This window comes from Mycobacterium montefiorense (assembly GCF_003112775.1).
Classification (GTDB): domain Bacteria; phylum Actinomycetota; class Actinomycetes; order Mycobacteriales; family Mycobacteriaceae; genus Mycobacterium; species Mycobacterium montefiorense.
In genome coordinates this window covers 109229-135154 of sequence record NZ_BFCH01000002.1, presented here as the reverse complement: position 1 = coordinate 135154, position 25926 = coordinate 109229, and the positions used below count along the sequence as shown (strand labels likewise).

Here is a 25926-nt window from a genome sequence, read left to right as displayed (position 1 = left end):
TACGGTCCCCCGCCGGGTTACGGGCCGCCGCCCGGCTACGGCCCCCCGCCCGGCTACGGCTCGCAGTACGGTTCGCCCCAGCTGGCTCCGGGAGCGAACAAACCCGGAATCATCCCCCTGCGGCCGCTGAGCCTCAGCGACATCTTCAACGGCGCGGTCGGCTACATCCGCACCAACCCGAAGGCCACGTTGGGGTTGACCGCAATCGTGGTCGTGGTCATGCAGATCATCTCGCTGATCGCGACAGTGGGGCCGGTCGCCGCGTTCGGCGGGCTCACCAGCGATCGACCAGACGATATGAACTGGGGCGTGGTCGGCGCGTGGTTCGGGTCGATGGGTGTCGGCGTACTGGTCACCTGGCTGGGCAGCATGTTGCTGTCCGGAATGCTGACCGTAATCGTCGGCCGAGCGGTGTTCGGCTCGCCGATCACGATCGGCGAAACCTGGATCAAGATCCGGGGGCGGCTGCTTCCCCTGCTCGGGCTAGCGCTGCTGGAAGCTGCCGTCGTGGCGGTTCTGTTCGGGCTGGCGGCAGTGGTCATCGCATTGATCGCGGCGATCGGTAACGGGGCCGCGGCAGTGCTGTTGGGTATCCCGCTGATGTTCGCCGTATTCGCGTTGACGGTCTATCTGTACATGGTCGTGTTGTTCGCGCCGGTGCTGATCGTGCTGGAGCGGCTGCCGGTCCTCGACGCGATTACCAGATCCTTTGCGCTGCTTCGCAATGGCTTCTGGCGCGTGCTAGGCATCCGAGTGCTCACGTTCATCGTGGCAGGAGTTGTCTCGGGCGCGATCGGTGCACCGTTCAGCATCGTCGGCCAGGTGATGCTGGCCGGAATGCCATCCACTGGAATCCTGTTGCTGGGCACCGTGATCACCTCCATCGGCTCGGCGATCGGCCAGATCATTACGGCCCCGTTCAACGCCGGCGTCATCGTGCTGCTCTACACCGACCGCCGAATCCGCTCCGAAGCATTCGACCTGGTGCTGCAATCCGGCGCGGCGAGCGGACCCTACGCGGCCGCATCCACCGATAACCTGTGGCTGACCCGGCCTTTCAACGGCTGAGCAAGGACAACAGTGCCTTCTATCGACATCGACCGCGATGCCGCACACCAGGCCGCCGAGATCGAGCTCGGCAAGCCGATCTATGCAAAGGCATCCGCCACACAGCAGATCCTCGATTGGATCAACGAAATGTTGTACCGGTTGCTGCAGAAAACCGCCTCGATACCCGGCGGCTGGTTGACCACCGCGGTGCTGCTTACCGTACTGGCTATCGCGGTAGTGGTCGCCGTCCACATCGCTCGACGCACCATGCGCAGCAGGCGTCGCGGCGACTACCAGTTGTTCGAGGCCGCCCAGCTCACCGCGGCACAACACCGTGAAACCGCCGAGCGCTATGCAGCGGAAGGAAATTGGACCGCGGCGATTCGCCACCGGTTGCGTGCCATCGCCCGTCAGCTCGAGGAGACCGGGGTATTGAATCCGGTACCTGGCCGCACCGCCAACGAGCTGGCGCGCGACACCGGCGAGGTGCTGCCTCATTTGACTGACGAATTATCCCAGGCGGCAACGGCATTCAACGATGTCACCTACGGTGAGATACCCGGCACCCAGTCCGCCTATCAGATGATCGTCGGCCTCGACGACCACTTGCGGATGCGGGCGCCGGCCGGCTCATCCGCGGTCGGGCATCACACCCAGGTCGACTCATGGGCGCAGGTGCGGTGATGGCCACGATCGCGTCTCGCCCCGCACTCACGACCGCCGGACGATGGCGGTCGTGGCGCGCGGTGCTGCTCGCGCTGGTTGTGCTCGGTGTCATCGCCTGGATCAGCGCCTACCTGACCGCACCGCGGCCGGGCGCCCGCATGGATGCGGGCTCTACCGGACCCGACGGTGCCCACGCGCTGGCGACGCTGCTGGGCGACGGAGGCGTCGACGTCGTCGTCGCCAAGAGCATCGCCGACGTCGAAAACGCAGCCCGCCCGGAAACGCTGATCCTGGTTGCGGAAAGTCAGTACCTGAACGACGAAACGCTGCAGCGGCTGGCGAAGGCACCCGGTGACTTGCTGCTGGTCGAACCGACCGCGCGAACTCGCGAGGCACTACTGCCCGGTATCCGCATCTCGGGCGCCAGCGGCTTTGACAGCGAGCCGAATTGCACGCTGCGCGAGGCCACCCGAGCCGGATCGGTTCGATTCGGGCCAAGCGGCACCTTCGACGTCAAGGACAGCCGGGTCATCACCCGCTGTTATGACGGGGTGCTGATCCGCTTCCGGGACAACGGGCGAACCATCACGGCGGTCGGCAGTAGCGAATTCATGACCAACGGGGCGCTGGCGCGGGCCGGCAACGCCGCGCTGGCGATGAACCTCGCGGGCAACCGACCCCGCCTCATCTGGTACGCGCCGGACCACATCGAGGGCCAAACATCCTCCGCAACATCAATTTTCGATCTCATTCCTGATAATGTGAACTGGATTGTCTGGCAACTGTGGGTTGTCGTGCTGCTGGTTGCCCTGTGGAAGGGCCGCCGCCCCGGCCCGCTGGTGGCCGAGGACCTGCCCGTCGTGGTGCGTGCGTCGGAGACCGTGGAGGGCCGCGGCCGGCTGTACCGATCCCGCCGGGCACGCGATCGCGCCGCGGCGGCACTACGCACCGCTACCCTGCAGCGGCTGCTGCCCAGGCTCGGCCTGGGTATCGGCGCGCAGCCCCAGGCCGTGGTGATTACCGTCGCCCAGCGGACCGGGACCGACACCGGATTTGTTTCCCATCAACTGTTCGGCCCACCGCCGGGCACCGACACCGACTTGCTCCATCTCGCCCACGCGCTCGACGAAATCGAAAGGCAGGTCACCAACTCGTGACACAGTCCCCTACTCCGCAGGCCAACACCGCACCAGCCCCGCTCGCCGACGGAGCACGAGATGCACTGCTGGCGTTGCGCGGCGAGCTCGCCAAGGCCGTCGTCGGACAAGAAGGTGTGATCAGCGGCCTGGTGATCGCGCTGCTGTGTCGCGGACACGTGCTGTTGGAAGGTGTTCCGGGAGTGGCGAAGACGCTTCTCATCCGGGCGCTGGCCGCGGCCTTGCAACTAGAATTCAAGCGGGTGCAGTTCACGCCCGATCTGATGCCCGGCGACATCACCGGCTCCCTGGTGTACGACGCGCGCACCGCCGCGTTCGCTTTCCGGCCGGGTCCGGTGTTCACCAATCTCCTACTGGCAGACGAGATCAACCGCACACCTCCGAAAACGCAGGCCGCATTGCTCGAAGCCATGGAGGAGCGCCAAGTAAGCGTGGATGGCGAACCCCGGCCGCTGCCGGACCCCTTCATCGTCGCCGCCACCCAGAACCCCATCGAATACGAAGGCACCTACCAACTGCCGGAAGCCCAACTCGACCGCTTCCTGCTCAAGCTGAATGTGACTCTGCCGTCGCGGGACTCCGAGATCGCAATCCTCAGCCGGCACGCACACGGTTTCGACCCCCGCGACCTGTCCGGGATCAAAGCGGTGGCCGGCCCCGCCGAGCTGGCAGCCGGTCGCCAAGCGGTGCAACAGGTTCTGATCGCCGACGAGGTGTTGGGCTACATCGTCGACCTCGTCGGGGCCGCCCGCTCCTCCCCCGCATTGCAGCTGGGCGTGTCACCGCGTGGCGCCACGGCCCTGCTGGGCACCGCACGCTCGTGGGCGTGGCTGTCCGGGCGTAACTACGTCACTCCCGACGACGTGAAGGCGATGGCCCGCCCAACGCTGCGGCACCGGGTGATGCTTCGCCCCGAAGCCGAGCTCGAGGGCGCCACGCCCGACGGAGTGCTCGACGGCATTTTGGCGTCGGTCCCGGTGCCGCGCTAGTGATCCTGACCGGACGCACCGGCCTGGTGGCGCTGATCTGCATCCTGCCGATAGCGCTTTCTCCTTGGCCGGCAAAGGTTTTCGAGGTGTTACTGGGCGTGCTCGCGGTGGCTGTCGCTGCCGATATCGCGCTGGCAGCCAGCACCCGCAGACTGCGTTATGTCCGTTCACCGGATAGCTCTGCCCGGCTGGGTCAATCGGTCGACGTGCATCTGGAGATTCACAACGACGGCCCCCGCAGCTTCCGCGGTCAGATCCGCGACGCCTGGCCACCCAGTGCGCGCGCAGAACCCCGCATTCATGGCGTCAAAATTGCTGCTGGACAACGCTACCCGGTCCTAACTCAGCTGCGGCCGGTCCGCCGCGGCGACCAGCGTGCGGCGGCGGTGACAGCTCGATCGATCGGGCCGCTTGGGTTGGCGGGACGACAGGGCTCGCAGCCGGCGCCCGGTCAGGTCCGAGTACTGCCGCCCTTCCTGTCGCGCAAGCACCTGCCGGCGCGGCTGGCCAAACTGCGCGAGATCGACGGGCTGCTGCCAACGCTGATTCGCGGACAGGGAACCGAATTCGACTCGTTGCGTGAGTATGTCGACGGAGACGATGTGCGCTCGATCGACTGGCGCGCTTCGGCTCGTCGCGCCGATGTCATGGTCCGCACCTGGCGGCCCGAACGCGACCGGCGGGTGGTGATTGTGCTCGACACCGGACGCATGGCGGCGGGTCGTGTCGGCGTGGACCCGACCGCTGCCGACCCCGCGGGATGGCCCCGACTGGATTGGTCGATGGACGCCGCTCTGCTGCTGGCCGCTCTCGCGTCGCGGGCCGGTGACCATGTCGATTTCCTTGCCCATGACCGGGTGAGCCGGGCTGCTGTGTTCGGAGCATCGCGCACCGAGCTGCTCGCTCAGTTTGTGGATGCGATGGCCCCACTGCAACCGACACTGGTCGAGTCCGATTGGCGTGCAATGGTTGCCGCCATTGCACGGCGAACCCGGCGTCGGTCACTGGTGGTGTTGCTGACCGACCTCAACGCCACCGCCCTGGACGAGGGCCTGCTGCCGGTGTTGCCGCAATTGTCGTCCAAACATCATCTGATGGTCGCCGTGGTCTCCGACCCGCGGGTGGATCAAATGGCCGCCGGGCGTGCGGATGCGGCGGCCGTCTATGACGCCGCGGCAGCCGAGCGGTCCCGCAATGACCGCCGGGCGATCGCGACACGCTTGCGTCAAAGCGGCGTGGAAGTCGTCGACGCGCCGCCCACCGAACTGGCGCCCGCTCTTGCCGACCGCTACCTGGCGATGAAAGCGACTGGGCGGCTGTAGTCGTCGAGATCGCTGCTCAGCCAGTGGGAATCACGTCGGGAGCGTCGTCGATGTCACCGGTCTCCCCCGCCTGCACGGCGCGACGCCCGAAGTAGATGACATACGACAAGAACGCCGCCTCCGCGATGAACCCGATACCGATCCGAACAAATGTCGGCAACTGCGATGGCGTCACCAATGCCTCGATCAAGCCGGAGACCAGCAGCACACCGACGAGACCCACCGCGACCGACACGACGGCCCGGCCCTGTTCGGCGAGCGCTTGTCCGCGGGGCCGGTCGCCGGGCGATATCACCGACCAGCCCAGCCGCATCCCCACTGCCCCGGACAGGAATACCGCCGTCAGCTCCAGCAGCCCGTGCGGAAGCAGCAGGCCCAGCAGGATGTCGCCCTTGCCGGCCTGAAACATCAGGCCACCGATCAGCCCGAGGTTGGCAGCGTTTTGGAACAGCACGAACGGAATCGGCAGTCCCAGCAGCACCGAAAACGCGATGCACTGGGCGGAAACCCAGGAGTTGTTCACCCAGACCTGCAGCGCGAACGCCGCCGCGGGGTGTTCGCTGTAGTACGACGCCACATCGTGATTGACCAATTGGTCGATGTCACTGGGTGTTCCGATCGCGGACTGCACCTCGGGGTTGGTCGCCACCCAGAAAGCGATGACCACCACGACGGCGAAGAAAGCCACCGCGGTGCCCAACCACCACCGCCACGCACGGTAGGCGGTCACCGGGAAGGAAACCGTCCAGAACCGGGTGAACGTACTGGTCAGTGGCGCATGGGCACCGGTCACCGCGGAGCGGGCCCGGGCGATCAAGCTCGACAGCCGACCGATCATCAGCGAATCCGACGACGCGGACCGCAACATCGACAGGTGGGTGGACACTCGCTGGTAGAGCTCGACCAGTTCGTCGACCTCCGCGCCTGTCAGCGACCTGCGCTTCTTGATCAACTGGTCAAGCCGGTCCCAGGTACCGCGATGGGTCAGCACGAATGCGTCGACGTCCACCTGCGCAGCCTAATCGCAGTTTCGAGGTCGCCGAGCGCAGCCGGGTGCACCTCGCGAACCTGTACCGTTCGGAGTTATGTCGGAGGTGGTCACCGGGGATGCGGTGGTGCTGGACGTGCAGATCGCGCAGCTGCCGGTCCGAGCCCTGAGCGCACTGATCGACATCACGGTGATCTTCCTGTTGTACATAGTCGGGGTGATGTTGTGGGCGGCCACGCTGACGCAATTCGACGGCGCGCTCAGCGGAGCCGTCCTGATCATCTTCACCGTGCTGGTGATGGTCGGGTATCCGGCAGCTTTCGAAACGGCCACCCGGGGACGGTCTGTCGGCAAGATCGTCATGGGCCTGCGAGTGGTGTCCGACGACGGCGGCCCGGAACGCTTCCGGCAGGCTCTTTTTCGCGCATTAGCGTCGTTGGTGGAGATTTGGATGCTCGCGGGCAGCCCGGCCGTCATCTGCAGCATTCTCTCGCCGAAAGCCAAACGAATAGGCGACATCTTCGCCGGCACAGTCGTTGTCAGCGAGCGCGGGCCCCGATTGGGGCCGCCGCCGGCGATGCCACCGTGGCTGGCGTGGTGGGCGGCCTCGCTGCAATTGTCGAACCTTGATGCCGGCCAAGCCGAAGTCGCGCGCCAATTCCTCTCCCGGGCACATCAACTCGATCCCCAGCTGCGAATGCAGATGGCCTATCGAATCGCCGGTGATGTGGTGTCGCGGATCGCGCCACCGCCTCCACCGGGCGCCCCACCGGAGCTGATATTGGCCGCCGTCTTGGCCGAACGACATCGTCGCGAGCTGGCGCGACTGCGCCCCGTCATGCCGCCGGTACCGATGGGATCACCGCCCGGCCCCTGGACGCCCGCACCCCAATTCCCCGGGCCGTCCGGCTGGCCCACACCGCCCCCGGCCATGCCACAGCAGTCCCAGCAGGCCGGGTGGCCGCAGCCGGGGTCACCGCAAGCCGCGCCCGGGCCGTCGCAGGAGCAGCAAACTGACGGCTTCTCGCCGCCGCGCTAGTTATCAACCTCGTTAGCTCGCGACAGAGGCTGCCATCAGCGCGACGTCGGCGACCAGCAGCGCCCACCCGAACAACGGCACCGCGACACCGCCGCGGCGTTTAGCCGTGAAAAACGAGATGAGGATCACGACGAAGGCCACCAGCGGCGCGCCGTAAAACGCAACGCCGAAGTCGATCCCGCCGCGGCCCAAGGTCGTGCAGCTGCGGTCGGTGCAGCCAGCTGTACTCATCACGGCCCCGAGCGCGAACAGCATGACGATCGCGGCCGCAGGCACCGTCGACAGCGCCAGCCCCCAATTCACCCACGGCCACGCCGGCTGGTCCGGGCCGCTGCCGCGGTGCCCTTCGGTGGCTCGCTGGGTGTGCCCGTCGAACGTCACGTTGGGGTTCTCTGCGTTCATCACGCAGTCCGTACCCGGACCCCGCCGCATACAAACGAGTCGCTCGCCGAAATAGAACGTTGCATCGCGATCGTTTACGATATATCGTGATATTCCGAAGCGCACGGCTGGTGCGCTACCCCGAGAACATTGAGGACTACACAATGAGCAACCCATTCACTCCCCCCGACGGACCATTCGGTGGCCACCCCGGCCTCGGATTCGGATTCGGCCCGGGCCACCCGCACGGCCCAGGGCAACAGCGCGCCTTGCATGGCGCCAGGCGGCAGGCCCGACGGGAATTCTTCGAAAACGTCCGCGACCAAGCCGGCGATCAGGGCTTTGGTCCCGGTTTCGGCCCGGGCTTCGGCCCTGGTTTTAGGCCGGGCTTCGGCCCCGGGTTCGGCTTCGGCAGGGGCGGGCGCCGCGGCGGCGGCCGTCGCGGCGGCCCCAACCGCGGCAAGCGCGGTGACGTGCGGGCGGCCATCCTGGCGCTGCTCGTCGAGCGGCCGATGCACGGCTACGAGATGATCCAGCAGATCGCCGAACGCAGCAACGGGATCTGGAAGCCCAGCCCCGGCTCGGTCTACCCGACGCTGCAGCTGCTGGACGACGAGGGCCTGATCACCGCAAGCCAAACCGACGGCAGCAAGAAGCTGTTCGAGCTGACCGAGGAAGGGCGTGCGGCGGCCGAGAAGGTCGAGACCCCACCCTGGGACGAGATCGCCGAAGGCGCCGACCCCGGTCAGATGAACCTGCGGTCGGCCATCGGCCAGCTGTTCGGCGCGGTCGCGCAATCCGCGCACACCGCCACCGCCGAGCAGCAACAGCGCATCATCGAGATCCTGAACGATGCGCGACGTGAGGTCTACGGCATTCTCGGCGAGGACTGATCGTCTCTGCTTAAGAAGTGCCCGCCGGCGATGCACCGGCGGGTACTTCGCTACGAGACGTCGACCCAATCCAGCGTGCGCTGCACCGCCTTACGCCAACCCGCATATCCCTGCGCGCGCAAGGCGGCGTCCCATGTCGGCTTCCACCGTTTGTCTTCCTGCCAGTTGGCCCGCAGGTCGGATGGATCGGCCCAGAACTTGACCGCCAGACCGGCTGCGTAGGCTGCGCCGAGCGCGGTGGTCTCGGCGACCACCGGCCGCACCACGTCCACGCCCAGCACGTCGGCCTGAATCTGCATGCACAGCTCGTTCTGGGTGATCCCGCCGTCGACCTTCAGCACCGTAAGGCGCACACCGGAATCCGCTGCCATGGCGTCCACCACATCGCGGCTCTGGTAGCAGATCGCCTCCAGTGTCGCGCGGGCCAGATGTGCGTTGGTGTTGTATCGCGACAGCCCGACTATCGCGCCACGCGCATCGGATCGCCAGTAGGGGGCGAACAATCCGGAAAACGCGGGGACGAAATACACCCCGCCGTTGTCGGGAACCTCGCGCGCCAGCGACTCGCTTTGTGCGGCGCCACTGATGATGCCCAGCTGATCGCGCAGCCACTGCACCGCCGACCCGGTCACCGCGATCGACCCCTCCAGCGCGTAGACCGGTTTGGCATCGCCGAATTGGTAACAGACCGTGGTCAGCAGGCCGTTGTCGGACCGCACCATGGTCTCGCCGGTGTTGAGCAGCAGGAAATTGCCGGTGCCGTAGGTGTTTTTCGCCTCCCCCGCCGACAGACACACCTGTCCGACCATCGCGGCGTGCTGGTCGCCCAGCATTCCGGTGATCGGCACCTCGGCACCCACCGGCCCGTCGCTCAAGGTGACGCCGTAGGGCTGCAGGGGCGACGACGGTGCGATCGCCGGCAGCATCGAGCGCGGAATGGAGAAGAACGTCAACAGTTCGTCATCCCAGTCCAGCGTTTCCAGGTCCATCAGCATGGTCCTGCTGGCATTGGTCACGTCGGTGACATGCACCCCGCCCCGCGGACCGCCGGTCAGATTCCACAACACCCAGGTATCCGAGGTTCCGAACAACGCGTCGCCGCGTTCGGCCGCCGCGCGCACCCCATCGACATTCTCCAGGATCCATTGCAGCTTCCCGCCGGAGAAGTAGGTCGCAGGCGGCAGGCCCGCCTTGCGACGGATGACGTCGCCACGCCCGTCGCGGTCCAGTGCCGACGCGATCCGGTCGGTGCGGGTGTCCTGCCAAACGATCGCGTTGTAGTAGGGCCGGCCGGTGTGCCGATCCCATACCAGCGTGGTCTCACGCTGGTTCGTAATGCCCAGAGCAGCAATATCTTTCGCCGAAATTTTCGCGGTGTTCAATACCGACATCAGCACCGACGAGGTGCGTTCCCAGATTTCGATCGGATTGTGCTCGACCCAGCCGGCCTGGGGCAGGATCTGCTCGTGCTCGAGCTGGTGACGAGCGACCTCGGCGCCGTCATGATCGAAGATCATGCAGCGGGTGCTGGTGGTGCCTTGATCGATAGCTGCGACGAACTCGGCCACCTGTCTCCTTAGTCGTGAACTGCGACACGTCATGCCATCGTCCATGATGGTGTATCGACCCACCAGGTCTGCAGCTAGCCGACCCGATTCCGCGGTGACCGGACGGTACCCGATTGAGCTATCGGTCGCGTCGCTCTTGCGTTACCGGCGGTAACCCTGTTGCATCGGCGATGTGGGCGACGAGGTCAAACGCACCACGTATGACCGCGCACATCGGCGGGAATACCGGCGCAAGGTGCAGCTGTGTCTGGACGTCTTCGAGACGATGCTCGCCCAGTCACGCTTCGACTCCGACCGGCCGCTGACCGGCATGGAGATCGAATGTAATCTCGTCGATGCCGACTATCAGCCCGCCATGTCGAATCGGCACGTGCTGGACGCCATCGCAGATCCGGCCTATCAGAGGGAATTGGGCGCCTACAACATCGAATTCAACGTGCCACCCAGGTCGCTGCCGGGACATACCGGCCTGGATCTGGAAGAAGAAGTGCGGACCAGCCTCAACGAGGCGCAAACCAAGGTCGGCTCCGACGGCACCCGTATCGTGATGATCGGCATCCTGCCCACGCTGATGCCCGAACATCTGTCGCGCGACGGCTGGATGAGCGAGTCTACGCGGTACGCCGCGCTCAACGACTCCATCTTCAACGCCCGCGGCGAGGACATCCCGATTCAGATCTCCGGCCCCGAGCCACTGAGCTGGGAGGCGGCGACCATAGCCCCCGAATCTGCTTGCACCAGTACACAATTGCACTTGCAGGTGGCTCCGGGTGACTTCGCTCCCAACTGGAATGCGGCGCAGGTGATGGCCGGCCCCCAGCTGGCACTGGGGGCCAACTCGCCCTACTTCTTCGGCCATCAGCTGTGGTCGGAAACTCGCATCGAGGTGTTCTCGCAGTCCACCGACACCCGGCCCGAGGAGCTCAAAACTCAAGGCGTGCGGCCCCGGGTGTGGTTCGGCGAACGTTGGATCAGCTCGATCCTCGACCTGTTCAAAGAGAACATCCGCTACTTTCCGTCCCTGCTGCCCGAGCTGTCCGACGAGGATCCCGTCGCCGAGCTGTCCGCCGGACGCATTCCGCAGCTCTCCGAACTACGGCTGCACAACGGCACGGTGTACCGCTGGAACCGGCCGGTGTACGACGTTGTCGACGGGCGCGCGCACCTGCGGCTAGAAAATCGGGTGTTGCCGGCGGGTCCCACCGTCATCGACATGCTGGCCAACTCCGCGTTCTACTATGGCACGCTGCGCACGCTGTCCGAAGAAGAGAACCCGCTGTGGACGCGGATGAGTTTCGCTGCGGCGCATAGCAATTTCCTGGTGGCCGCTCGCCACGGGATGGACGCCCGGCTGCACTGGCCGGATCTGGGTGAGGTGTCGGCGGCCGAGTTGGTGCTCGACACGTTGCTGCCGATAGCTCATGAAGGGCTGTGCCGTTGGGGGGTCGACGCGGAGGTGCGCGATCGTTTTCTCGGCATCATCGAGGGCCGCGCCAAGACCGGCCGCAACGGCGCGAGCTGGCAGGTGGCGACGGTCCGCGCGCTGCAGGACGGCGGCATGACACGCCCCGCGGCGCTGGCCGAAATGCTGCGCCGGTACTGCGACCACATGCACGCCAACGAGCCGGTACACACCTGGCCCTGTTAGCCGCGACGGCCCGCCTGCCAACTGACGGCGCCCAAGGCCGCAGGCTAGCTGCCGGTCGCGACGGTCGCGGCAATCAGCGCTTCGGCGAAGCTTTCCAGATCCTCGGCAGTGGTATCGGCGTGCGGCGAGATGCGCAGCCTCGGCGCGGTCATCTCCAGCGGCGCGCGCTGCACCCCGGCGTAGGTGGTTAAGATCCGCCGTTCGGCAAGCAGCCAGTCCCGCACCAGCTGCGGGTCGGCACCGTCGACTGCGGCCAAAGTGGTGATGGCGCTTGGCTCTTCGGCCTCTTCGACCACCGCCCATCCCGGCACATCGGTAAGCGTGGTTCGGCTGATGCTGCCGAGCTCAGCCAAGCGCGCCCGCACCGCCTCGGGCCCGAACGCCAGATACTCGCCGAGAGCCACCGAAACCCCCACTCGCGCAGCGACATTAGCTTCCCCGAATTCGAGCTGCTGGGCCACCGAGAACGATTGCGACCACTCCGGTGCCGCCAACCGCGGACGTAGCCGCTGGATCATGTCCGGCCGAATCGCCAGGAAGCCCACCCCGCGCGGACCCGCGATCCACTTGCGCGACGACGAATAGGTGACGTCGGCGCCGACCGCGCAGTCAACCTGGCCCAGCGCTTGGGCGGCGTCGACGACCAGAGGCAATCCCAATTCACGGCATAGTTGTGCGAGCATCGAAATCGGTTGCACCACACCGCTATGGCTAGCCACCGGAGTCAGGTGGACGAAATCAGGCGGGTCGGCCTCCAGCGCGAAAGCCGCGTCGTCGAGCGCCAGCCGGCCGTCCTCGAGGGCCGGCAGCAGCCGACGCTCGAATCGGTGCGCGTCCATCACGGCGAGGTTGGGTCCGTATTCGCCCGGTAGGCAGGCCAGTGTCCGGCGTTCGGCGGGCCAGCTGCCCAGCAGCAGATCCAAGGCGTTCAGCGAACCCGTGGTGTACACCACCTCGGCTTCGACCATCCCGGTCAGCGCGGCGAAGGCCGCGTGCCCGGCATCAAGCGTGGGCGCTGCGGCCTCGGCCGCCACGTACGCACCGAACTCGGCCTCGTGGCGGGCATGCTGCGCAGCGGCGTCAATGGCCGCATAACTCTGACGCGAGCAGGCCGCGCTGTCCAGATGTAGACCCGCTGCGGGTGGGCGGGCCGCCCGCCATCGATCGGCCAGCGATCCGCTATCGCTCACTTGACTGCTAACGACAACCCGAAATCGCCTGCGGCATCAGTCCACCACCGAACGCGACGCAATCCCGCTCCGGCCAATTCGGCGCTCACGCCGCCCGGGTGGAACTTGCTCGACACCTCGGTTAGCAATTCCTCTCCGGCCGAGAATTCGACGGTCAGGTCGAGCGCACCGATGCGGACCCGCTGCGGCCGTTCGGTCCGCAGCCACATTTCGATGCGCTCCTCGTCGGCGTTCCAGCGCGCCACGTGCCGGTAGGCGTCGACGTCGAAATCCGCGTCGAGTTCCCGGTTGACCACCGCGAGCACATTGCGATTGAACTGGGCCGTCACCCCGGCGGCATCGTCGTAGGCACGCAGCAGACGACCGGTGTCCTTGACCAGGTCGGTGCCCAGCAGCAGGGTGTCGTCGGGCCGCATGACCTCCGAGAGGGACTTGAGGAATTCGGCGCACGGCCCGGGTGTGAGGTTGCCGATCGTCGACCCCAGGAACACGAACAGCCGCCGCCCGCCGCTCGGGATCTCGCCGAGGTGCTCCTCGAAATCACCGCAGACAGCCTTGATTTCGACGCCTGCGTATTCCTGCGCAATGGCGGCCGCAGCGGTCGACAGGATACTCGCATCGACATCGAAGGGCACAAATCGGCGCAGTGATCCGCGACCGTGCAGCGCGTCCAGCAGCAACCGGGTCTTCTCGGACGTCCCGCTGCCCAGTTCGACCAGGGTGTCAGCCTCGCTTGCCGTCGCGATTTCGCTCGCGCGGGCGCGCAGGATCTCCGCCTCTGCCCGCGTCGGGTAATACTCGGGCAACCGGGTGATCTGGTCGAACAGCTCACTGCCCACCGAATCGTAAAACCACTTGGGCGGCAACATTTTCGGTGTGCTCTGCAAACCGTCGTGAACATCACGGCGCAAAGCGTGGTACGCCGAATCGGCAGCGAGATGGTTGGACAGCGACAGTGTCATGAAGATCCCTTCGGCTCGTCCAGCGGGGTCATCGTTACGCCTTGCGCGGTGACTTCGACAAGGTGATGCTCGGGTACGTCCTCCCATTCGGAATCGTCGTCATAGGGCTCGCTCGCCAATACCACACCGTCGGCGCGGCGCAGGATGGACAAGGTGTCGCCCCACGCGGTAGCCAGCATCCGAGAACCATTGGCGGCCAATACATTAAGCCGGGCATTTGGATCCAGCGCCCCGATCTGCGCGATGGTCTCGCCGAGCACGTCGAGCCCGAGTGCGAAAATGGTGGCCGCCAACATTGCACTGTCACAGACGGATTCGGCCGTGGACGTCAGTGGCAACACGGCACGATCGACGACACCGTTATGTGACAGCAGCCAATGACCGTCGGTGAAGGGTGCTGTCGCACTGGCCTCGATCGGCATGCCGACGGTCGCCGAACGCACGGCGGCCACCACGCAGCGACTGCGCAGCGCGGGTGCGACCGAATCGAACGACGCGTCGCCCCACAGCGGTGCCGGGCTGCGCCAGCGCCGGAGCACCTCGCCGTCGAAAAACCCGACACCCCAACCGTCGGCATTCATCAGACCGTGCTTCTGGCGGCGCGGAGCATACGACTGCACGCGAAGGCCAAAGGGCGGATCCAGCATCAGAGATGAGGTGCTGACATCGTCGCCCAGCCAGCCCAGGTGACGGCACATCAGGCGGAATCCTTCGCGTCAGGCACGTCCCAGGCCAACCGGACACCGGAGAAGATCTGACGACGGATCGGGTGGTCCCAGTTACGGAAGCTGGGCCGCACAATCGACGATTCGACGGCCCACGATCCGCCGCGCAGGATCCGGTAGTCGCCATCGAAAAATGGCTGCGAGTAACGCTCGTAGATCATCGGGACGAAGCCGGGCCACGGCCGCAGCGGCGAGCTGGTCCACTCCCAGACGTCGCCGAGCAGCTGCTCGACGCCGTAAGCCGACGCGCCTGCCGGGTAGGCGCCGACGGGCGCCGGACGCAGGGCGGTGCCGCCCAGGTTGGCGTACTCGGCCGACGGATCCTGGGACCCCCAGGGGTAACGGCGCCTGGTTTCGGTCGCCGGGTCCCAGGCGCAGGCTTTCTCCCATTCGATTTCGGTGGGCAGCCGTGCACCGGCCCAGGCCGCGTAGGCCTGGGCCTCGAAGTAGGTGACATGCTGCACCGGTTCGTCGGCCGGAATGTCTTCGATGTAACCGAAGCGGGTGCGGGTGCGCGCGTCGGAGGCCCAGAATTGCGGTGCGGTCAGGCCTGCGCTGCAGCGATGCTCCCAGCCACGCTCGGACCACCAGCGCGGCTCGCCGTAGCCGCCGTCGGCGATGAATTGTTGCCACTCGCCATTGGTGACCGGGACCGTGCCGATCCGGAACGCCGGCAAGTCGACGATGTGGGCGGGGCGCTCGTTGTCCAGCGAGAACGGTTCGCTCGCGGCGTCGACGCCCAGCACGAACGGGCCGCCGGGCACCAGCACCGACGTTCCGGCCAGCCCCGGACGCCCGGTGGGCACGGCGCCGGGGTCGCGTAGCAGCGCGGCACCGGTGCGCAGGTTCAATGCCTGCAGCATGGTTTCGTCGTGCTGGTTCTCGTGGCTGACCACCATCCCGTAGACGAAGGCCGCACGATCACCGGCGGGGTCGTCAGGCAATGCGTCCAGCGCGTCCAGCGCAACGGAACGCACTGTCCGGCAATAAGATCGGGCTTGCTCCGGGGATAGCAGCGGCAAATCGACGCGGCTGGCGCGTGAGTGTTCGAAGGCGTCGTAAAGCCCCTCGACCGACGGGTCCAGCATGCCCGGGCGATTCGGGTCACCTCCGCGCAGCAGCCACAGCTCTTCCTGCTGACCGATGTGCGCGAGGTCCCACACCAGCGGGCTCATCAGCGGGTCGTACTGACGACGGAGTTCCGCGTCGTCGAAATCAACCAGCCGCAGCGTGCGCGTGCGCGCCCGATCTAGATCGTCGGCAATCCGGTCCCGGCATGACGATCGCAAGCGCGGCGCAGCCGGGCGCAGGTCGGAATCATCAGGGAAAGTCACAGGCCCCCTTGCGCCAACTGCGACACCGTGGCCGCGATGCCGTGGTCGATTACCTGGTCGGAGAAGTCGTCGCCCGGACATCGGCGCTGGTCGACGCTGCGGATCAGCCGCTCCATCGCATCGGTGAGCTCGGGTGGCGCCTGCTGTGCCGCGATGGCCACGCAGGCGGTAGCGGCCTCATGCAGCCGACGGTCGCTCAGACCAAGCCGAGCGGCGTTGTCCCAGGCGGTGGCCACCGGTTCGATCGCCGCCGCGGCGGCGTCGGCAGCGGCCGGGTCGTCGAGCAAGGCGGCCAGGGTGAACGCGATAGCGGGCCAGTAGGCATCCGGTGCGCTGTCGAGGTAGCGGATCTCCAGCCATTGTCTCGGGCGGACAGGCGGAAACAGCGTGGTCAGGTGATAGTCGAGATCGGCGAGGGTGGGCCGGCGGTCGCACAGCAGCGCCGAGCCGTCCGCCCAATCGGCGAACGACACGTAGTGGGTGAGCGCGACGGCCTCCGGGTTGTGCACCATCATCACCGGCGCCTTGAGCGCGTAACGCGCCCAGTCGGTGCCCGGGTCGTCGCCGCTGGCCCCCAGGATGGGCCCGCAGCGCGCCGAGTCCATCTGGCCCCAGACCCACTGCCGGGTGGACTGCCAACCGGAGAACTCGCCACCCAGCATCGGGGAGTTAGCCGCGATCGCAATCATCGTGGGCCCCAGGGCATGTGCCAGCCACACCCGGTCCGCCCATCCGGACTGCGGCCCAGCGTCCAGGTTGACCTGGACCGAGGCAGTCGATGTCATCATCGCCGCACCCGCCTCGGCGGAGTGGCTGGCGGCGAAGAACTCCTCCATCGCGCGATAACGCGCGCCCGGGTTGACGCGCTGGGACGCCCGCAGCGGGTCGGCGCCCAGGAAGACCAATCCGAGACCTGCGTTGGCGAAGGCGTTGCGCAGTACGCCCTGGTCGTTGCTCATCGCTTGGATGGCCGGGGCGACGCCGTTCTCCGGCGGACCGGACAGTTCGACCGCACCTCCGGGCTCCACGGTGACCGCGCTACCGGCGGGCAGCGCGGGTAGCTGCTCGATAACCTCGGTGATTTCGTCCCAACTCGGCCTGCGGTAGGGATCTACCGGGTCGAAGCAGTGGGCCTCCAGCTCCAGGCCGACGCGGCCCAGCGGGCCATCGATCAAACAACCGTCGGCGATGTACTGGGCGGCTTCTTCGGAACTGGTCAACTCGGAGTCGGCCGGGCGGGCGGCGTCCAGCTGCGAGGCCGCGGCGGTGATAGCGGCGAGCGTCATATCACGATCCCTCCGGGCCCGACCGTGCGCGCCGAGCGCCTTGTTGGGCAGCTATCCGAACGATAGCTGCCGTCACTTCATCTTCCAGATCGCCCCGACATATTCCCGTTCCCGCAGGTTCTCGCCACCCGGCCCGAATTCACCGGACTATTGCCCCAGCGCGTTCTGCATCGCCCCGGCCAGGACATTAACCGCGGGTCCCGCGTTGCCAGCCTGACAAACCTTCGCTTGAAGCAACACGTTTTCACGCAGCCGGGTTTGATTGAAGCACCGGCGATCGCTGCCTGCTTCTTGCTTGGTCCAGTTCGCGTCGGTCGCTGTTGCCGGCCCGCCAGCAAATGACCACACTTGTGTCTGCCCGTTGTCCAGGTGCATCGCGGTGGTCTGACCAGAGCAGCCAACCGTGCGATCCACCACCCGGTGGAAAGCCCGGCCAGCGGCGTCGGTGGTGGCGAATACGCCCACCGCCTGCTTGACGAAGTGCGTCTGATCGTTGGCAGCCGTCTGCGCGGTGGCCCCGTTGAAAGACGCCAGGTCGGAGTCGTTGTACACCTCGGGCAGCCCGATATCCGCCCAGTTGTTGCAGTCGGCGAGGTCGACGAAGAAGCCCTGGACCGGCTCGGTGAACACCGATTCCCACCCCATCGGCCCGCCGACGATATTGCCGACCGACCCCTTGCCGAGAACCGCGTACGACACCACTCCGGGATCCGAGGGATGGGCGGCCGCGACGGGGGCGCCTGCAGCCACCCCCAGGCTCAGACCGGCGCTTACCGCACAAGCGGTGATCCGCATCATGAATCTTGATCATGCCAGGCGAGGACCCACAGCGAACGCCGAGTTCTCCACCCCGGCGTCCGCTACTGGCCGGCGTTGCCCCGCACGCCTTCCTCGACCAACTTTGCGAGATCGGGGTCGACATTGCGCCAGTACTCGAAGACCCGCGACAGCACCGGCTCTTTGACGCCCTTGGAGACATGCCCAATGATGTTATGAGCCAAGCGGTTTCGGCCGGCATCGTCGAGGACCTCGCGGACCATGGTGCCCGCCTGACCCCAGTCGTCATCGTCGGGACGCAACGTGCACGCGGCCCGGACCATCTGACCGTCGGCCATCCAACCCACCTCGGCCGCGCGCGCCGGGTCCGCCTGCGGGCCACCGTAGGAATTGGGCGCATAGACCGGATCCGACGCGTTCGTCATCCGCATCGCGCCGTCTTTGGAGTAGCTGTTGACCTCGACTTTCGGGGTGTTGACCGGGATCTGCCGATAGTTGGTTCCCAGCCGGGCGCGATGCGCGTCGGAGTAGGAGAAGCCGCGTGCCAGCAGCATCTTGTCCGGGCTCAGCCCGGTGCCGGGCACAGTGTTGTTCGGCTCGAACGCGGCCTGTTCGATTTCGGTGTGATAGTCGGTGACGTTGCGGTCCAACGTCATCTTGCCGACCTCGATCAACGGATAGTCGCTATGCGGCCACACTTTCGTCAGATCGAACGGGTTGAACCGGTAGGTCTTAGCCTCCTCGAACGGCATGATCTGCATTTTGAGCGTCCAACTCGGGTGATCGCCCCGCTCGATCGACTCGTAGAGGTCCCGCTGGTGGTAATCGCCCTCTTCGCCGGCCAATTGGTCGGCATCCTCTTGGGTCAGGAAGTCGACACCTTGATCGGTGATGAAGTGATACTTCACCCAGAAGATCTCGTCTGCGGCGTTGATCCAGCTATAGGTGTGGCTACTGTAGCCATTCATCTGCCGCCAGCTCTTGGGGATTCCGCGATCGCCCATCAGCCAGGTCACCTGATGCGCGGACTCCGGCGACAGGCTCCAGAAGTCCCACTGCATGTTGTTATCACGCAAATTTGTTGCCTGCATCCGCTTTTGGGATCGGATGAAGTGTTGAAACTTCAATGGGTCGCGCATGAAGAAGACGGGCGTGTTGTTACCGACCATGTCGAAATTGCCCTCGGTCGTGTAGAACTTCAACGCGAATCCGCGTGGATCCCGCCAGGTGTCTGGGCTGCCGCGCTCACCGGCCACGGTCGAGAACCTGGCCAGCATCTCGGTTTTGGTTCCGGGCGCGAACACCGCGGCCCTGGTGTACTTGCTGACGTCGTTGGTCACCTCGAAATGACCGAAGGCGCCACCGCCCTTGGCGTGCGGTTGGCGTTCCGGGATGCGCTCCCGGTTGAATTGGGCCATCTGCTCGATCAGGTAGTGGTCTTGCAGCAGGATCGGACCATCGGGACCGATCGTCAGCGACTGGTCGTCACTGGGCGCAGCAATGCCCGCGTCGGTCGTGGTGAAGTGCTCCGTCATTTCGACATCTCCTCGCTAAATGGGCTGAATCCGAGGGCAGTGCGACGTGTACCCATTCAGTGTGAACCCAAATCGATGGCATGCGCTTCCACTGCACAAAAGCGAACGGTCCGGCGCCCCTTTCGGGGAGCCGGACCATAGCTATCGGCGTGTCTTCAGGTGCTATGGACGCGGTGCGGGAGCACTGCTCGACGGGGCCGCGGGTCCAGCCGGACCACTCGGTCCTGCGATCGGGCCACCGGGACCACCCGGTCCGTATCCCGGCGGCGGACCGTACTGATAGGGCGGCGGCATTCCGGGACCACCCGGTCCGCCGTACTGCCACTGGGCGGGGCCGCCCGGGCCTGCGGGGCCGCTGGGCTTGAACATCATGCCGTGGTGATGGTGGCAGTGGTGGTAGTGATATCCGAAGATCATGGCGCCGGAGAAGAAGACGACCGACAAGATGAAGACGATCCCGGCAACGATCACCACCCACGCCGCGGCCGCGTAGACCTTGGGCGGCTTAGCCCGCTGGGGTGGTGGAGCCGTGGCTGGTGCGCGTTCAGGTGTTTCACTCATGTCTCGATACTGCCCCTGAATGCAACTGCTGCAACAATTTCCGGCAACAAAGTTGCTGTGAATTCATCCAAACGCGATCTGGGTTGCGCTCTCGCTGAACCACTGGCAGCCCGGCGCTCGGGTGAGCGCCGGGCTACTGCGTATGGAATTAGTGCCCCCCGGGGATCCTCCTTTTACCCCGCGAGCATCTGAGCAGGTGAGGTCTGTGGCCTCGTAGCGGCTACGGCGTGCGAGCCGGAGCGACCGACGACGGGATCTGGCTCGGCCCCGGGGCGCCGGGAGCCACGGACGCAGGTGCACCCGGCTGGTTGGCTCCGGGCCAGCCCGGACCGCCCGGGCCACCCGGACCGCCGAATCGGTGCGGATGCACCATCGCGTGGTGCTTGTGGTGGTGGTGGCCGTGGTGGTGGTGACCGGTCGACCTACCGAGCAAGAAGCCCGTGAAGAAGATGACCGCGATGACGAACACGGTCCCGGCCGCGATGGCGACCCAGGCCGCCGCTTGGAAGACCCTGGCGGGCCTGTGAACCACCGGCTCTGCCGGCGCAGTTGCGGTCGAGGACCGCACAGTGGGGGTTTCAGATGTTTCACTCATGAGACACATGATGCGGGGGTAAACAATAGTTATGGCTATGCGCTACTTATGTAGCAGCTGTGAGCCAAAACCCCCGTCTCACCAGGCGAAATCGTAATGGTGACGGGTGACCACGACGGGTTCGGGGGTCTATCTGGCGCCGGGGCTGACTGCTGGCCCGACCGAGGCGGCCGGCCGAGGTCGTCAAGGCGCTCGGATGATCAGGGGCCATACGAAAGCGGCTGCGGCCGAAACAGAGCCCCGAGCCATCCGGCGGCGGTATCGCGCGCTCATTGCTCGATATCGAAACCGTCCTCTCGCCACGGGCCCGATCATCTGACGCATCCACCGCGTCGAACTACCCATTCGCCGTGAGACATCCGTACCCCCAATACATTTCCGTTGCATATCGGGCGCGAGACATCAATATTGCTGTGGCACACGGTATAACGACTACTGACAACCTACCTTGTCGACGTTCTCCTCGGCCCGGGCGGAGTTGGCGAGAGTACTGGTTGCACGGCTCTCGATGTCCGCTCAGCGATTACTTACAGCCAGATAGCGCATTGAGCGCATTCAGATATCGCCGAATCTAGCAGCAAGCGATAACCGTTGAGCATGCGTTGAAATATCTGTTCACGTATCAGTGCTCTGTGCCCACAAACCCTACCGAATCGCGGCGCGAGGAACCGACCATGGCGACGAAGTCGACCGACCTCACCAGCTACCTGCGTGACCAACTCCATCCGGCACTGATGACATTCGGCGGATTCTTCCTGATGTGTGCATTGACGGGAAAAGTACTGGTACGTAGACCAATTCACTGGCGCGAGTTCGTCCTGCAATGCTGGTTCATCCTGAGAGTGGCCTTGCTGCCCACGCTGATGGTGTCTATCCCATTGACGGTGCTGTTCGTCTTCAGCCTCAACATCCTGCTATCCGAGTTCGGTGCGGCCAGCCTGTCCGGGGTGGGGGCAGCTCTCGGTGCGGTCACCCAACTCGGGCCTGCGGTCACCGTTCTCGTCGTGGCCGGCGCCGGCTCGACCGCCATCTGCGCGGATCTCGGAGCGCGCACCATCCGAGGAGAAATCGACGCCATCGAAGGTATGGGCATCGATCCCATCTACCGGTTGGTGGCCCCCAGGGTGGTCGCCGCCATCGTCATCTCGACTCTTCTCAACAGTCTGGTGATCACCGTGGGGCTGGTCGGGGGATACTTTTTCGGCGTTTGCTTGCAAAACGTTTCGGGCGCCGATTACCTGGCCACCTTGACCACCATCACCGGGCTGCCGGAGGTCATCATCTCCATGATCAAAGCGGCGTCGTTCGGGCTGATCGCCGGCTTGGTCGGCTGCTATCGCGGATTGACCACTCGCGGTGGACCCACCGGACTTGGCCGGGCTGTCAACGAGACCGTGGTGCTGTGCGTGCTTGCGCTCTTTGCGGTCAACGTCGTGCTCAGCAGCATCGGTGTACGCTTCGGGACCGGACGCTGAGGCAGTCGATCAGCCGTAATCCCAAGTCGCTATCCGGGTTTGGGCTGTGCAGCCCACCGACAGCCGGAGGCCGGGCTAGCCGTCATTCATTGCGGCGCTAGGAGTGCGCGGCCCTCGTCCTGACAACCGGCTATGAAGTCTGGTCCAGAATCCACTCGGGCTATCTTGCCGCTTTTGAGATCGCTCATGAGAACCTTTTGGCAGTACTGATTCAGGTCGGTGCTGGGACTCAACTGCACGTGGTACTGCTGAACCTGTTCATCAATGGCCTGTTTGCCCTGACCGTAAGAAGGCGAGCCGGGATCGGCCGCTGCGGCAGGCGCGAAGACAAAGGCGACGGCGCCAATGGCCGCTACCAACGTCGATCCGCGATTACAACTCACGGAGGACATCTTACCTTCACACTGGCAGAATCACGACAGGGATGTTTGCCACATGCTATGACCGCTCTTAAAAGGTCCACGAACCGGAGGATTGAAGTACAAACCCGCGATTCGTGATTGGGTCGATGCAAGCAGTCAGTCGGTCCGCACCCACCAAGCAGGTGGTGTTTGCGGCAGTGATTTTTTGACCGACGTTCAGCACAGGCGCGGTGATGACCGGGCAGGTGCCTTGATAGAAACCGTAGGGGCCCAGATCCGAGTGCAGCGAGCTTGCCACTCCAACCCTTTCGCAGCCAGCTTGTCCACGGGGAGCGTTTTCCGGCAGGCCCGGTAGTGGCCCGTTGCACTCGGCACTGACGTGATCTGCCGGCCCGTTAGCCAGCGAACCCCATCCGCACTGCAATCCGTCGGGGGTTGCGAAAAATACCCCGCCGCCACCCCGCCCGAAGTGCATTGTGTACGGCACGGGATTGATTGATTGAAAGGCGTTGAGGTCGGGGAATTTTGGAGGCGCTGCTGTCGCAACGACATTTCCGGCGTGGCAAGAGCCCAGCCCCAGAATCGCGAAGGTCCCGCTTGCTACAGCAATGGCCATCCGTATCAGCATGCGACGCCGCCTTCTACTCAGTGTTGGACGGTAAAGGTTGTCGTCCACGTGTTGGGGTCGTAGAAATTCGGATCGGCCGGGTTGAAAGGCCAAGTGCTTACCCGCATTTGAATCGTCTCGAGCCCTGTCACCGGATCCAGCGTGGTGCCCGTGACGGTGGGTCCGTACACGCTCGGGAGGGTACCCTGGGTCACCAGCGGAACCGGCGCAGCGGTAATCAGTCCTTGTGGGGTAGCCGCAGTTATCGCTTGCACCGCGTCGCCGTTGGTCGCGCCGACAAGCATGAAACCGCCGCCCTTGAGTGAAACCAGTTGGCTTTCACGATCACCGGGAAGGCTGACATTGCCGGCGGGCTGCAACGAAGTGACCCAGCCGTTGGGGTTAGCCGGGTCGATTGGTCCGGACACCCACAGGCCGCGGTTGAGATCGCCCGTCCTGTTGCTGGTGTTGCCGACGATCACCATCCGTCCGGTGGCAGGGTCATAAGCGCCGCTTGCCTGGAATATCCCTGGCAGGTCACCAACTTTCACGGGATGAGCGGGATCCGTGTAATCCCACACAGATCCGTTGGTCGCGAACTGGTTGACCCCTTCTTGGACACTCCCGTCTGGGTTGCTGAAAAACGCGTACCGGTGTCCATCTGGCCCGAGCGCGGTCCCCGTCGGCAGCGGCCGGGTGCCCGGGGGGCCTTGGGCCAGCTGGGAAGCCGGACTCCGGGGCAAGCCATCTCGGGGATCGCCACCGAAGATGGGACCTTGGCCGTCTTGGAATTGGTCTTGCAGGTCGTAGGTGTTCTGCTCGTGTTGAGGCTGGCCGGCTGGACCGGTGATCCTGGGATCGCCGGGCGGATCTCCTTGGCCTTCGCCGAAGTCGGCAGGCTTGAACTCGGTGGTGAGGACAGCCTCCTGTGGGCTGAGGTTTCCGTTTGCTTGCGCTTGATGCAGTAATCGCGTGTAGGTGTCCCGGGTTGACTGCAGATCGCCGACCGCGGCCTTGGTGTCGCGGATGGCATCGTCTTCACGGCCGGTGATAAACGCATTCAGCGTTTGTCTATCCGCGGCGGTGAGGGTTGGGTCTTTCTCCATCTCCACCGCCTGGCCGATCATGTTGTCGAGCGTCTGCAATTGAGTCTCGAGAGCGGCGATCCGTCCGGCCGCGGCCTTTTGTGCCTCGGCCAGTGCGGCGGCGATGTTTTCCAAGTCGACCCCGATCTTGGGCAACTGCAGCGACTGCGCACCGAGCAGCTTCGTCACCCGCTGCACTTCAGCGGAATCATTGATCGGGTGCTCGCCACCCTCCCGGTTCCACGAGGCCTCGAAGCGGCGACGGGCTTCCTCGAAGGCCTTGCTGGACTCCGCCGTACAGACACCCGCGGCGTGAAACGCCTCGGCAAGGTCAGAAATCTGAGCGGGGCGGCCAGTTTGCAGGCTTTGATTGAGTTTCCAGGGATCACCGCCGGCCTCTGCGACCAGAAGCGGAATGCTTATGTAGCGGAGCTGCATCGCGCAACCCGCAGTTTTGCGGCGTTGCGTAACATCGCCACCCCTCCCCTGCTGGCCGTAAGACTACCGCGACGGACTGGTCGCCGATTGCAAAATGGCGTTCAGGATGGGAGGTGCCGGAGGCCACGAAAGGTCTCTGACTAAGGCTTGAACGGGTTGGCCGCGAACTGGATCACCCGATAGGGCGCGGCCACCCGGGCGCGAGTGTCCCACTGGCTGACAAAGATTCGTAGCTCGTCGAGCGTGGAGCCGGGCGAGATATACCCGCCATAGGGTTGTGCCAGCCGGTTATCAGTAGGTGGCGGAAGGCTTTCCGCCGGCTCCGGCCACTCGTCGTGCTGCACCACCGTGGTCACCGGAGCGTCGCCCAACCCCGTCGGGCCGTCCGCCACCCGGACCTCCATGTTGAGGGTGCTGGCATTGAAGTAAGACAGCACCGCCTTGCCGTCGATCTGCCTGACGGACATCTCGCCCACCTGATCGGGCCACAACGGCGTCGGTGGTTTGTTCCACCCGCCGCCCGGCCCGGCCGCCCAGCCCTGCCAGCGCGACCGGTCCGTGAAGTTCTGCGGCGTAACCCGATACAGCACCACCGGCTGACTGCGGGTGAAGCTGTTGGCCACGATGTACACCCACCCCGTCGTCGAATCGGCGGTCGGGATCGGGTCGTAGTACCCGCTGATCTGCGTCTGGGAGCCGCCCTGAAAGGAGCTGTCGCGCGTGGACCCCGGAACCGTCTGCCAACCGGCGCGCGCCGCTTCGGCCGTCACCAGCCGCGAGCTCTGCGGCGCGAGGTCCTTCGTGGTCGTCACCATCAGGTAGTTGCGCCGGTTGATCTGCACCACACCGGCCGGCAACTGTGAGTCACCCGGGGGCGCGGGGTCGGCCAGCAGCGGCTTGCTGATCCCGGTGACGCCTGTGTAGCGCACCCCGGCCGGATCATCGACCGACGAGGTATCGACGTGCAGGGCGACCGGCGAATACCAGCCGCCGAACCCCACGCCCTGTCCGGCGAAGCTGTCGCCGCAGACCTGCAGCAGTTCGGTTGGAAACTCCAGGAATTCACAGAGATCTGTGGCTCCGATTCCGTAATCCTTTGTGGGAGTGCCAGTTCCGGCCGTCGGGCCGATTCGCAGCACCTGACCCGGCGCCAGCGGTGCCACGATTGGCCCCGGAGCGGGTGCCGGAGGATCTGCATGCACGACCCAAACAGATTGTGAGACAACCACACACACTGCCAACGCGACCAATAGCGGGTACCGCGCACCGAGGCGAGTGTGAGCGGACCTCACC

The 25926-nt window shown here is 65.4% G+C and carries 24 protein-coding genes; 9 read left to right on the top strand and 15 right to left on the bottom strand.

Features of this window, described 5'->3' with window-relative positions; all coding sequences use genetic code 11:
• From DB708_RS01655 to DB708_RS01635, 5 genes are all read left to right on the top strand, one after another.
• The coding region (locus DB708_RS01655; RefSeq protein WP_108920533.1) for a hypothetical protein at nucleotides 1-1068 on the top strand (1068 nt) is incomplete at its 5' end.
• Nucleotides 1069-1080: 12 nt separating this feature from the next.
• Nucleotides 1081-1734 (top strand): DUF4129 domain-containing protein, encoded by a 654-nt coding sequence (locus DB708_RS01650; protein ID WP_108920210.1) that lies wholly within the window; start codon nucleotides 1081-1083, stop codon nucleotides 1732-1734.
• Complete coding sequence (locus DB708_RS01645) at nucleotides 1716-2873, top strand: DUF4350 domain-containing protein (RefSeq protein WP_201263392.1); 1158 nt, start codon at nucleotides 1716-1718, stop codon at nucleotides 2871-2873. The genes DB708_RS01650 and DB708_RS01645 overlap by 19 nt, the downstream gene beginning before the upstream one ends.
• Nucleotides 2870-3862, top strand: a complete 993-nt coding sequence (locus tag DB708_RS01640; protein ID WP_108920209.1) for an AAA family ATPase — start codon at nucleotides 2870-2872, stop codon at nucleotides 3860-3862. The genes DB708_RS01645 and DB708_RS01640 overlap by 4 nt, the downstream gene beginning before the upstream one ends.
• Nucleotides 3862-5184 carry a DUF58 domain-containing protein gene (locus DB708_RS01635; RefSeq protein WP_108920208.1) on the top strand — a complete coding sequence of 441 codons (1323 nt, stop codon included), beginning with the start codon at nucleotides 3862-3864 and terminating at the stop codon, nucleotides 5182-5184. Before DB708_RS01640 ends, DB708_RS01635 begins: the two co-directional genes overlap by 1 nt.
• Nucleotides 5185-5200: 16 nt before the next feature.
• Here DB708_RS01635 and DB708_RS01630 read toward each other — a convergent pair whose 3' ends face one another.
• Nucleotides 5201-6193, bottom strand: a complete 993-nt coding sequence (locus tag DB708_RS01630) for a stage II sporulation protein M (RefSeq protein WP_108920207.1) — start codon at nucleotides 6191-6193, stop codon at nucleotides 5201-5203.
• A 76-nt stretch (nucleotides 6194-6269) separates the two neighbouring features.
• Between DB708_RS01630 and DB708_RS01625 the strand changes: the two genes are divergently transcribed.
• Nucleotides 6270-7211, top strand: a complete 942-nt coding sequence (locus DB708_RS01625; RefSeq protein ID WP_108920206.1) for an RDD family protein — start codon at nucleotides 6270-6272, stop codon at nucleotides 7209-7211.
• A 12-nt stretch (nucleotides 7212-7223) separates the two neighbouring features.
• Here the strand turns inward: DB708_RS01625 and DB708_RS01620 are convergent, their stop codons facing one another.
• Nucleotides 7224-7613: a hypothetical protein gene (locus DB708_RS01620; RefSeq protein ID WP_108920205.1), complete on the bottom strand. Its 390-nt coding sequence runs from the start codon at nucleotides 7611-7613 to the stop codon at nucleotides 7224-7226.
• 143 nt (nucleotides 7614-7756) lie between these two features.
• Here DB708_RS01620 and DB708_RS01615 point away from each other — a divergent pair, with 143 nt between their 5' ends.
• The gene (locus tag DB708_RS01615) at nucleotides 7757-8485 is read left to right on the top strand and encodes a PadR family transcriptional regulator (RefSeq protein ID WP_108920531.1); all 729 of its coding nucleotides are present in this window, start codon (nucleotides 7757-7759) and stop codon (nucleotides 8483-8485) included.
• 50 nt (nucleotides 8486-8535) lie between these two features.
• Here the strand turns inward: DB708_RS01615 and glpK are convergent, their stop codons facing one another.
• On the bottom strand, nucleotides 8536-10086 hold the full coding sequence (gene glpK / locus DB708_RS01610; RefSeq protein ID WP_108920530.1) for a glycerol kinase GlpK: 1551 nt from the start codon (nucleotides 10084-10086) through the stop codon (nucleotides 8536-8538).
• 139 nt (nucleotides 10087-10225) lie between these two features.
• Between glpK and DB708_RS01605 the strand changes: the two genes are divergently transcribed.
• Nucleotides 10226-11701, top strand: coding sequence for a glutamate--cysteine ligase (locus tag DB708_RS01605; protein WP_108920204.1), 1476 nt, complete (start codon nucleotides 10226-10228; stop codon nucleotides 11699-11701).
• A 44-nt stretch (nucleotides 11702-11745) separates the two neighbouring features.
• On the opposite strand, the gene egtE is transcribed toward DB708_RS01605, so the two are convergent.
• From egtE to DB708_RS01560, 9 genes are all read right to left on the bottom strand, one after another.
• On the bottom strand, nucleotides 11746-12891 hold the full coding sequence (gene egtE / locus DB708_RS01600) for an ergothioneine biosynthesis PLP-dependent enzyme EgtE (protein WP_108920203.1): 1146 nt from the start codon (nucleotides 12889-12891) through the stop codon (nucleotides 11746-11748).
• The gene (gene egtD, locus DB708_RS01595) at nucleotides 12888-13853 is read right to left on the bottom strand and encodes an L-histidine N(alpha)-methyltransferase (protein WP_108920202.1); all 966 of its coding nucleotides are present in this window, start codon (nucleotides 13851-13853) and stop codon (nucleotides 12888-12890) included. The genes egtE and egtD overlap by 4 nt, the downstream gene beginning before the upstream one ends.
• On the bottom strand, nucleotides 13850-14551 hold the full coding sequence (gene egtC, locus DB708_RS01590; protein ID WP_108920201.1) for an ergothioneine biosynthesis protein EgtC: 702 nt from the start codon (nucleotides 14549-14551) through the stop codon (nucleotides 13850-13852). The genes egtD and egtC overlap by 4 nt, the downstream gene beginning before the upstream one ends.
• Nucleotides 14551-15843 (bottom strand): ergothioneine biosynthesis protein EgtB, encoded by a 1293-nt coding sequence (gene egtB / locus DB708_RS01585; protein WP_409347549.1) that lies wholly within the window; start codon nucleotides 15841-15843, stop codon nucleotides 14551-14553. The genes egtC and egtB overlap by 1 nt, the downstream gene beginning before the upstream one ends.
• A gap of 65 nt (nucleotides 15844-15908) precedes the next feature.
• Entirely contained in the window at nucleotides 15909-17198 is a 1290-nt protein-coding gene (gene egtA, locus DB708_RS01580) for an ergothioneine biosynthesis glutamate--cysteine ligase EgtA (protein ID WP_108920199.1), read from the bottom strand.
• A gap of 147 nt (nucleotides 17199-17345) precedes the next feature.
• The gene (locus DB708_RS01575; RefSeq protein WP_108920529.1) at nucleotides 17346-17993 is read right to left on the bottom strand and encodes a sensor domain-containing protein; all 648 of its coding nucleotides are present in this window, start codon (nucleotides 17991-17993) and stop codon (nucleotides 17346-17348) included.
• Nucleotides 17994-18058: 65 nt separating this feature from the next.
• The gene (locus DB708_RS01570; RefSeq protein WP_108920198.1) at nucleotides 18059-19510 is read right to left on the bottom strand and encodes a catalase; all 1452 of its coding nucleotides are present in this window, start codon (nucleotides 19508-19510) and stop codon (nucleotides 18059-18061) included.
• Between the two features lie 162 nt (nucleotides 19511-19672).
• Complete coding sequence (locus DB708_RS01565) at nucleotides 19673-20071, bottom strand: hypothetical protein (protein WP_108920197.1); 399 nt, start codon at nucleotides 20069-20071, stop codon at nucleotides 19673-19675.
• A gap of 220 nt (nucleotides 20072-20291) precedes the next feature.
• Nucleotides 20292-20666, bottom strand: a complete 375-nt coding sequence (locus DB708_RS01560; protein ID WP_409347544.1) for a hypothetical protein — start codon at nucleotides 20664-20666, stop codon at nucleotides 20292-20294.
• Between the two features lie 674 nt (nucleotides 20667-21340).
• On the opposite strand from DB708_RS01560, the gene DB708_RS01555 reads away from it, so the two are divergent.
• Nucleotides 21341-22141, top strand: coding sequence for an MlaE family ABC transporter permease (locus DB708_RS01555; RefSeq protein ID WP_108920195.1), 801 nt, complete (start codon nucleotides 21341-21343; stop codon nucleotides 22139-22141).
• 86 nt (nucleotides 22142-22227) lie between these two features.
• Here the strand turns inward: DB708_RS01555 and DB708_RS01550 are convergent, their stop codons facing one another.
• From DB708_RS01550 to DB708_RS01535, 3 genes are all read right to left on the bottom strand, one after another.
• A complete protein-coding gene (locus DB708_RS01550; protein ID WP_201263391.1) occupies nucleotides 22228-22533 on the bottom strand; it encodes a hypothetical protein in 306 nt (101 codons plus the stop codon).
• A gap of 615 nt (nucleotides 22534-23148) precedes the next feature.
• Entirely contained in the window at nucleotides 23149-24633 is a 1485-nt protein-coding gene (locus DB708_RS01540) for a putative alpha/beta hydrolase (RefSeq protein ID WP_108920193.1), read from the bottom strand.
• Between the two features lie 140 nt (nucleotides 24634-24773).
• Nucleotides 24774-25925 carry a DUF4185 domain-containing protein gene (locus DB708_RS01535; protein WP_108920192.1) on the bottom strand — a complete coding sequence of 384 codons (1152 nt, stop codon included), beginning with the start codon at nucleotides 25923-25925 and terminating at the stop codon, nucleotides 24774-24776.
• Nucleotide 25926: the final 1 nt, after the last annotated feature.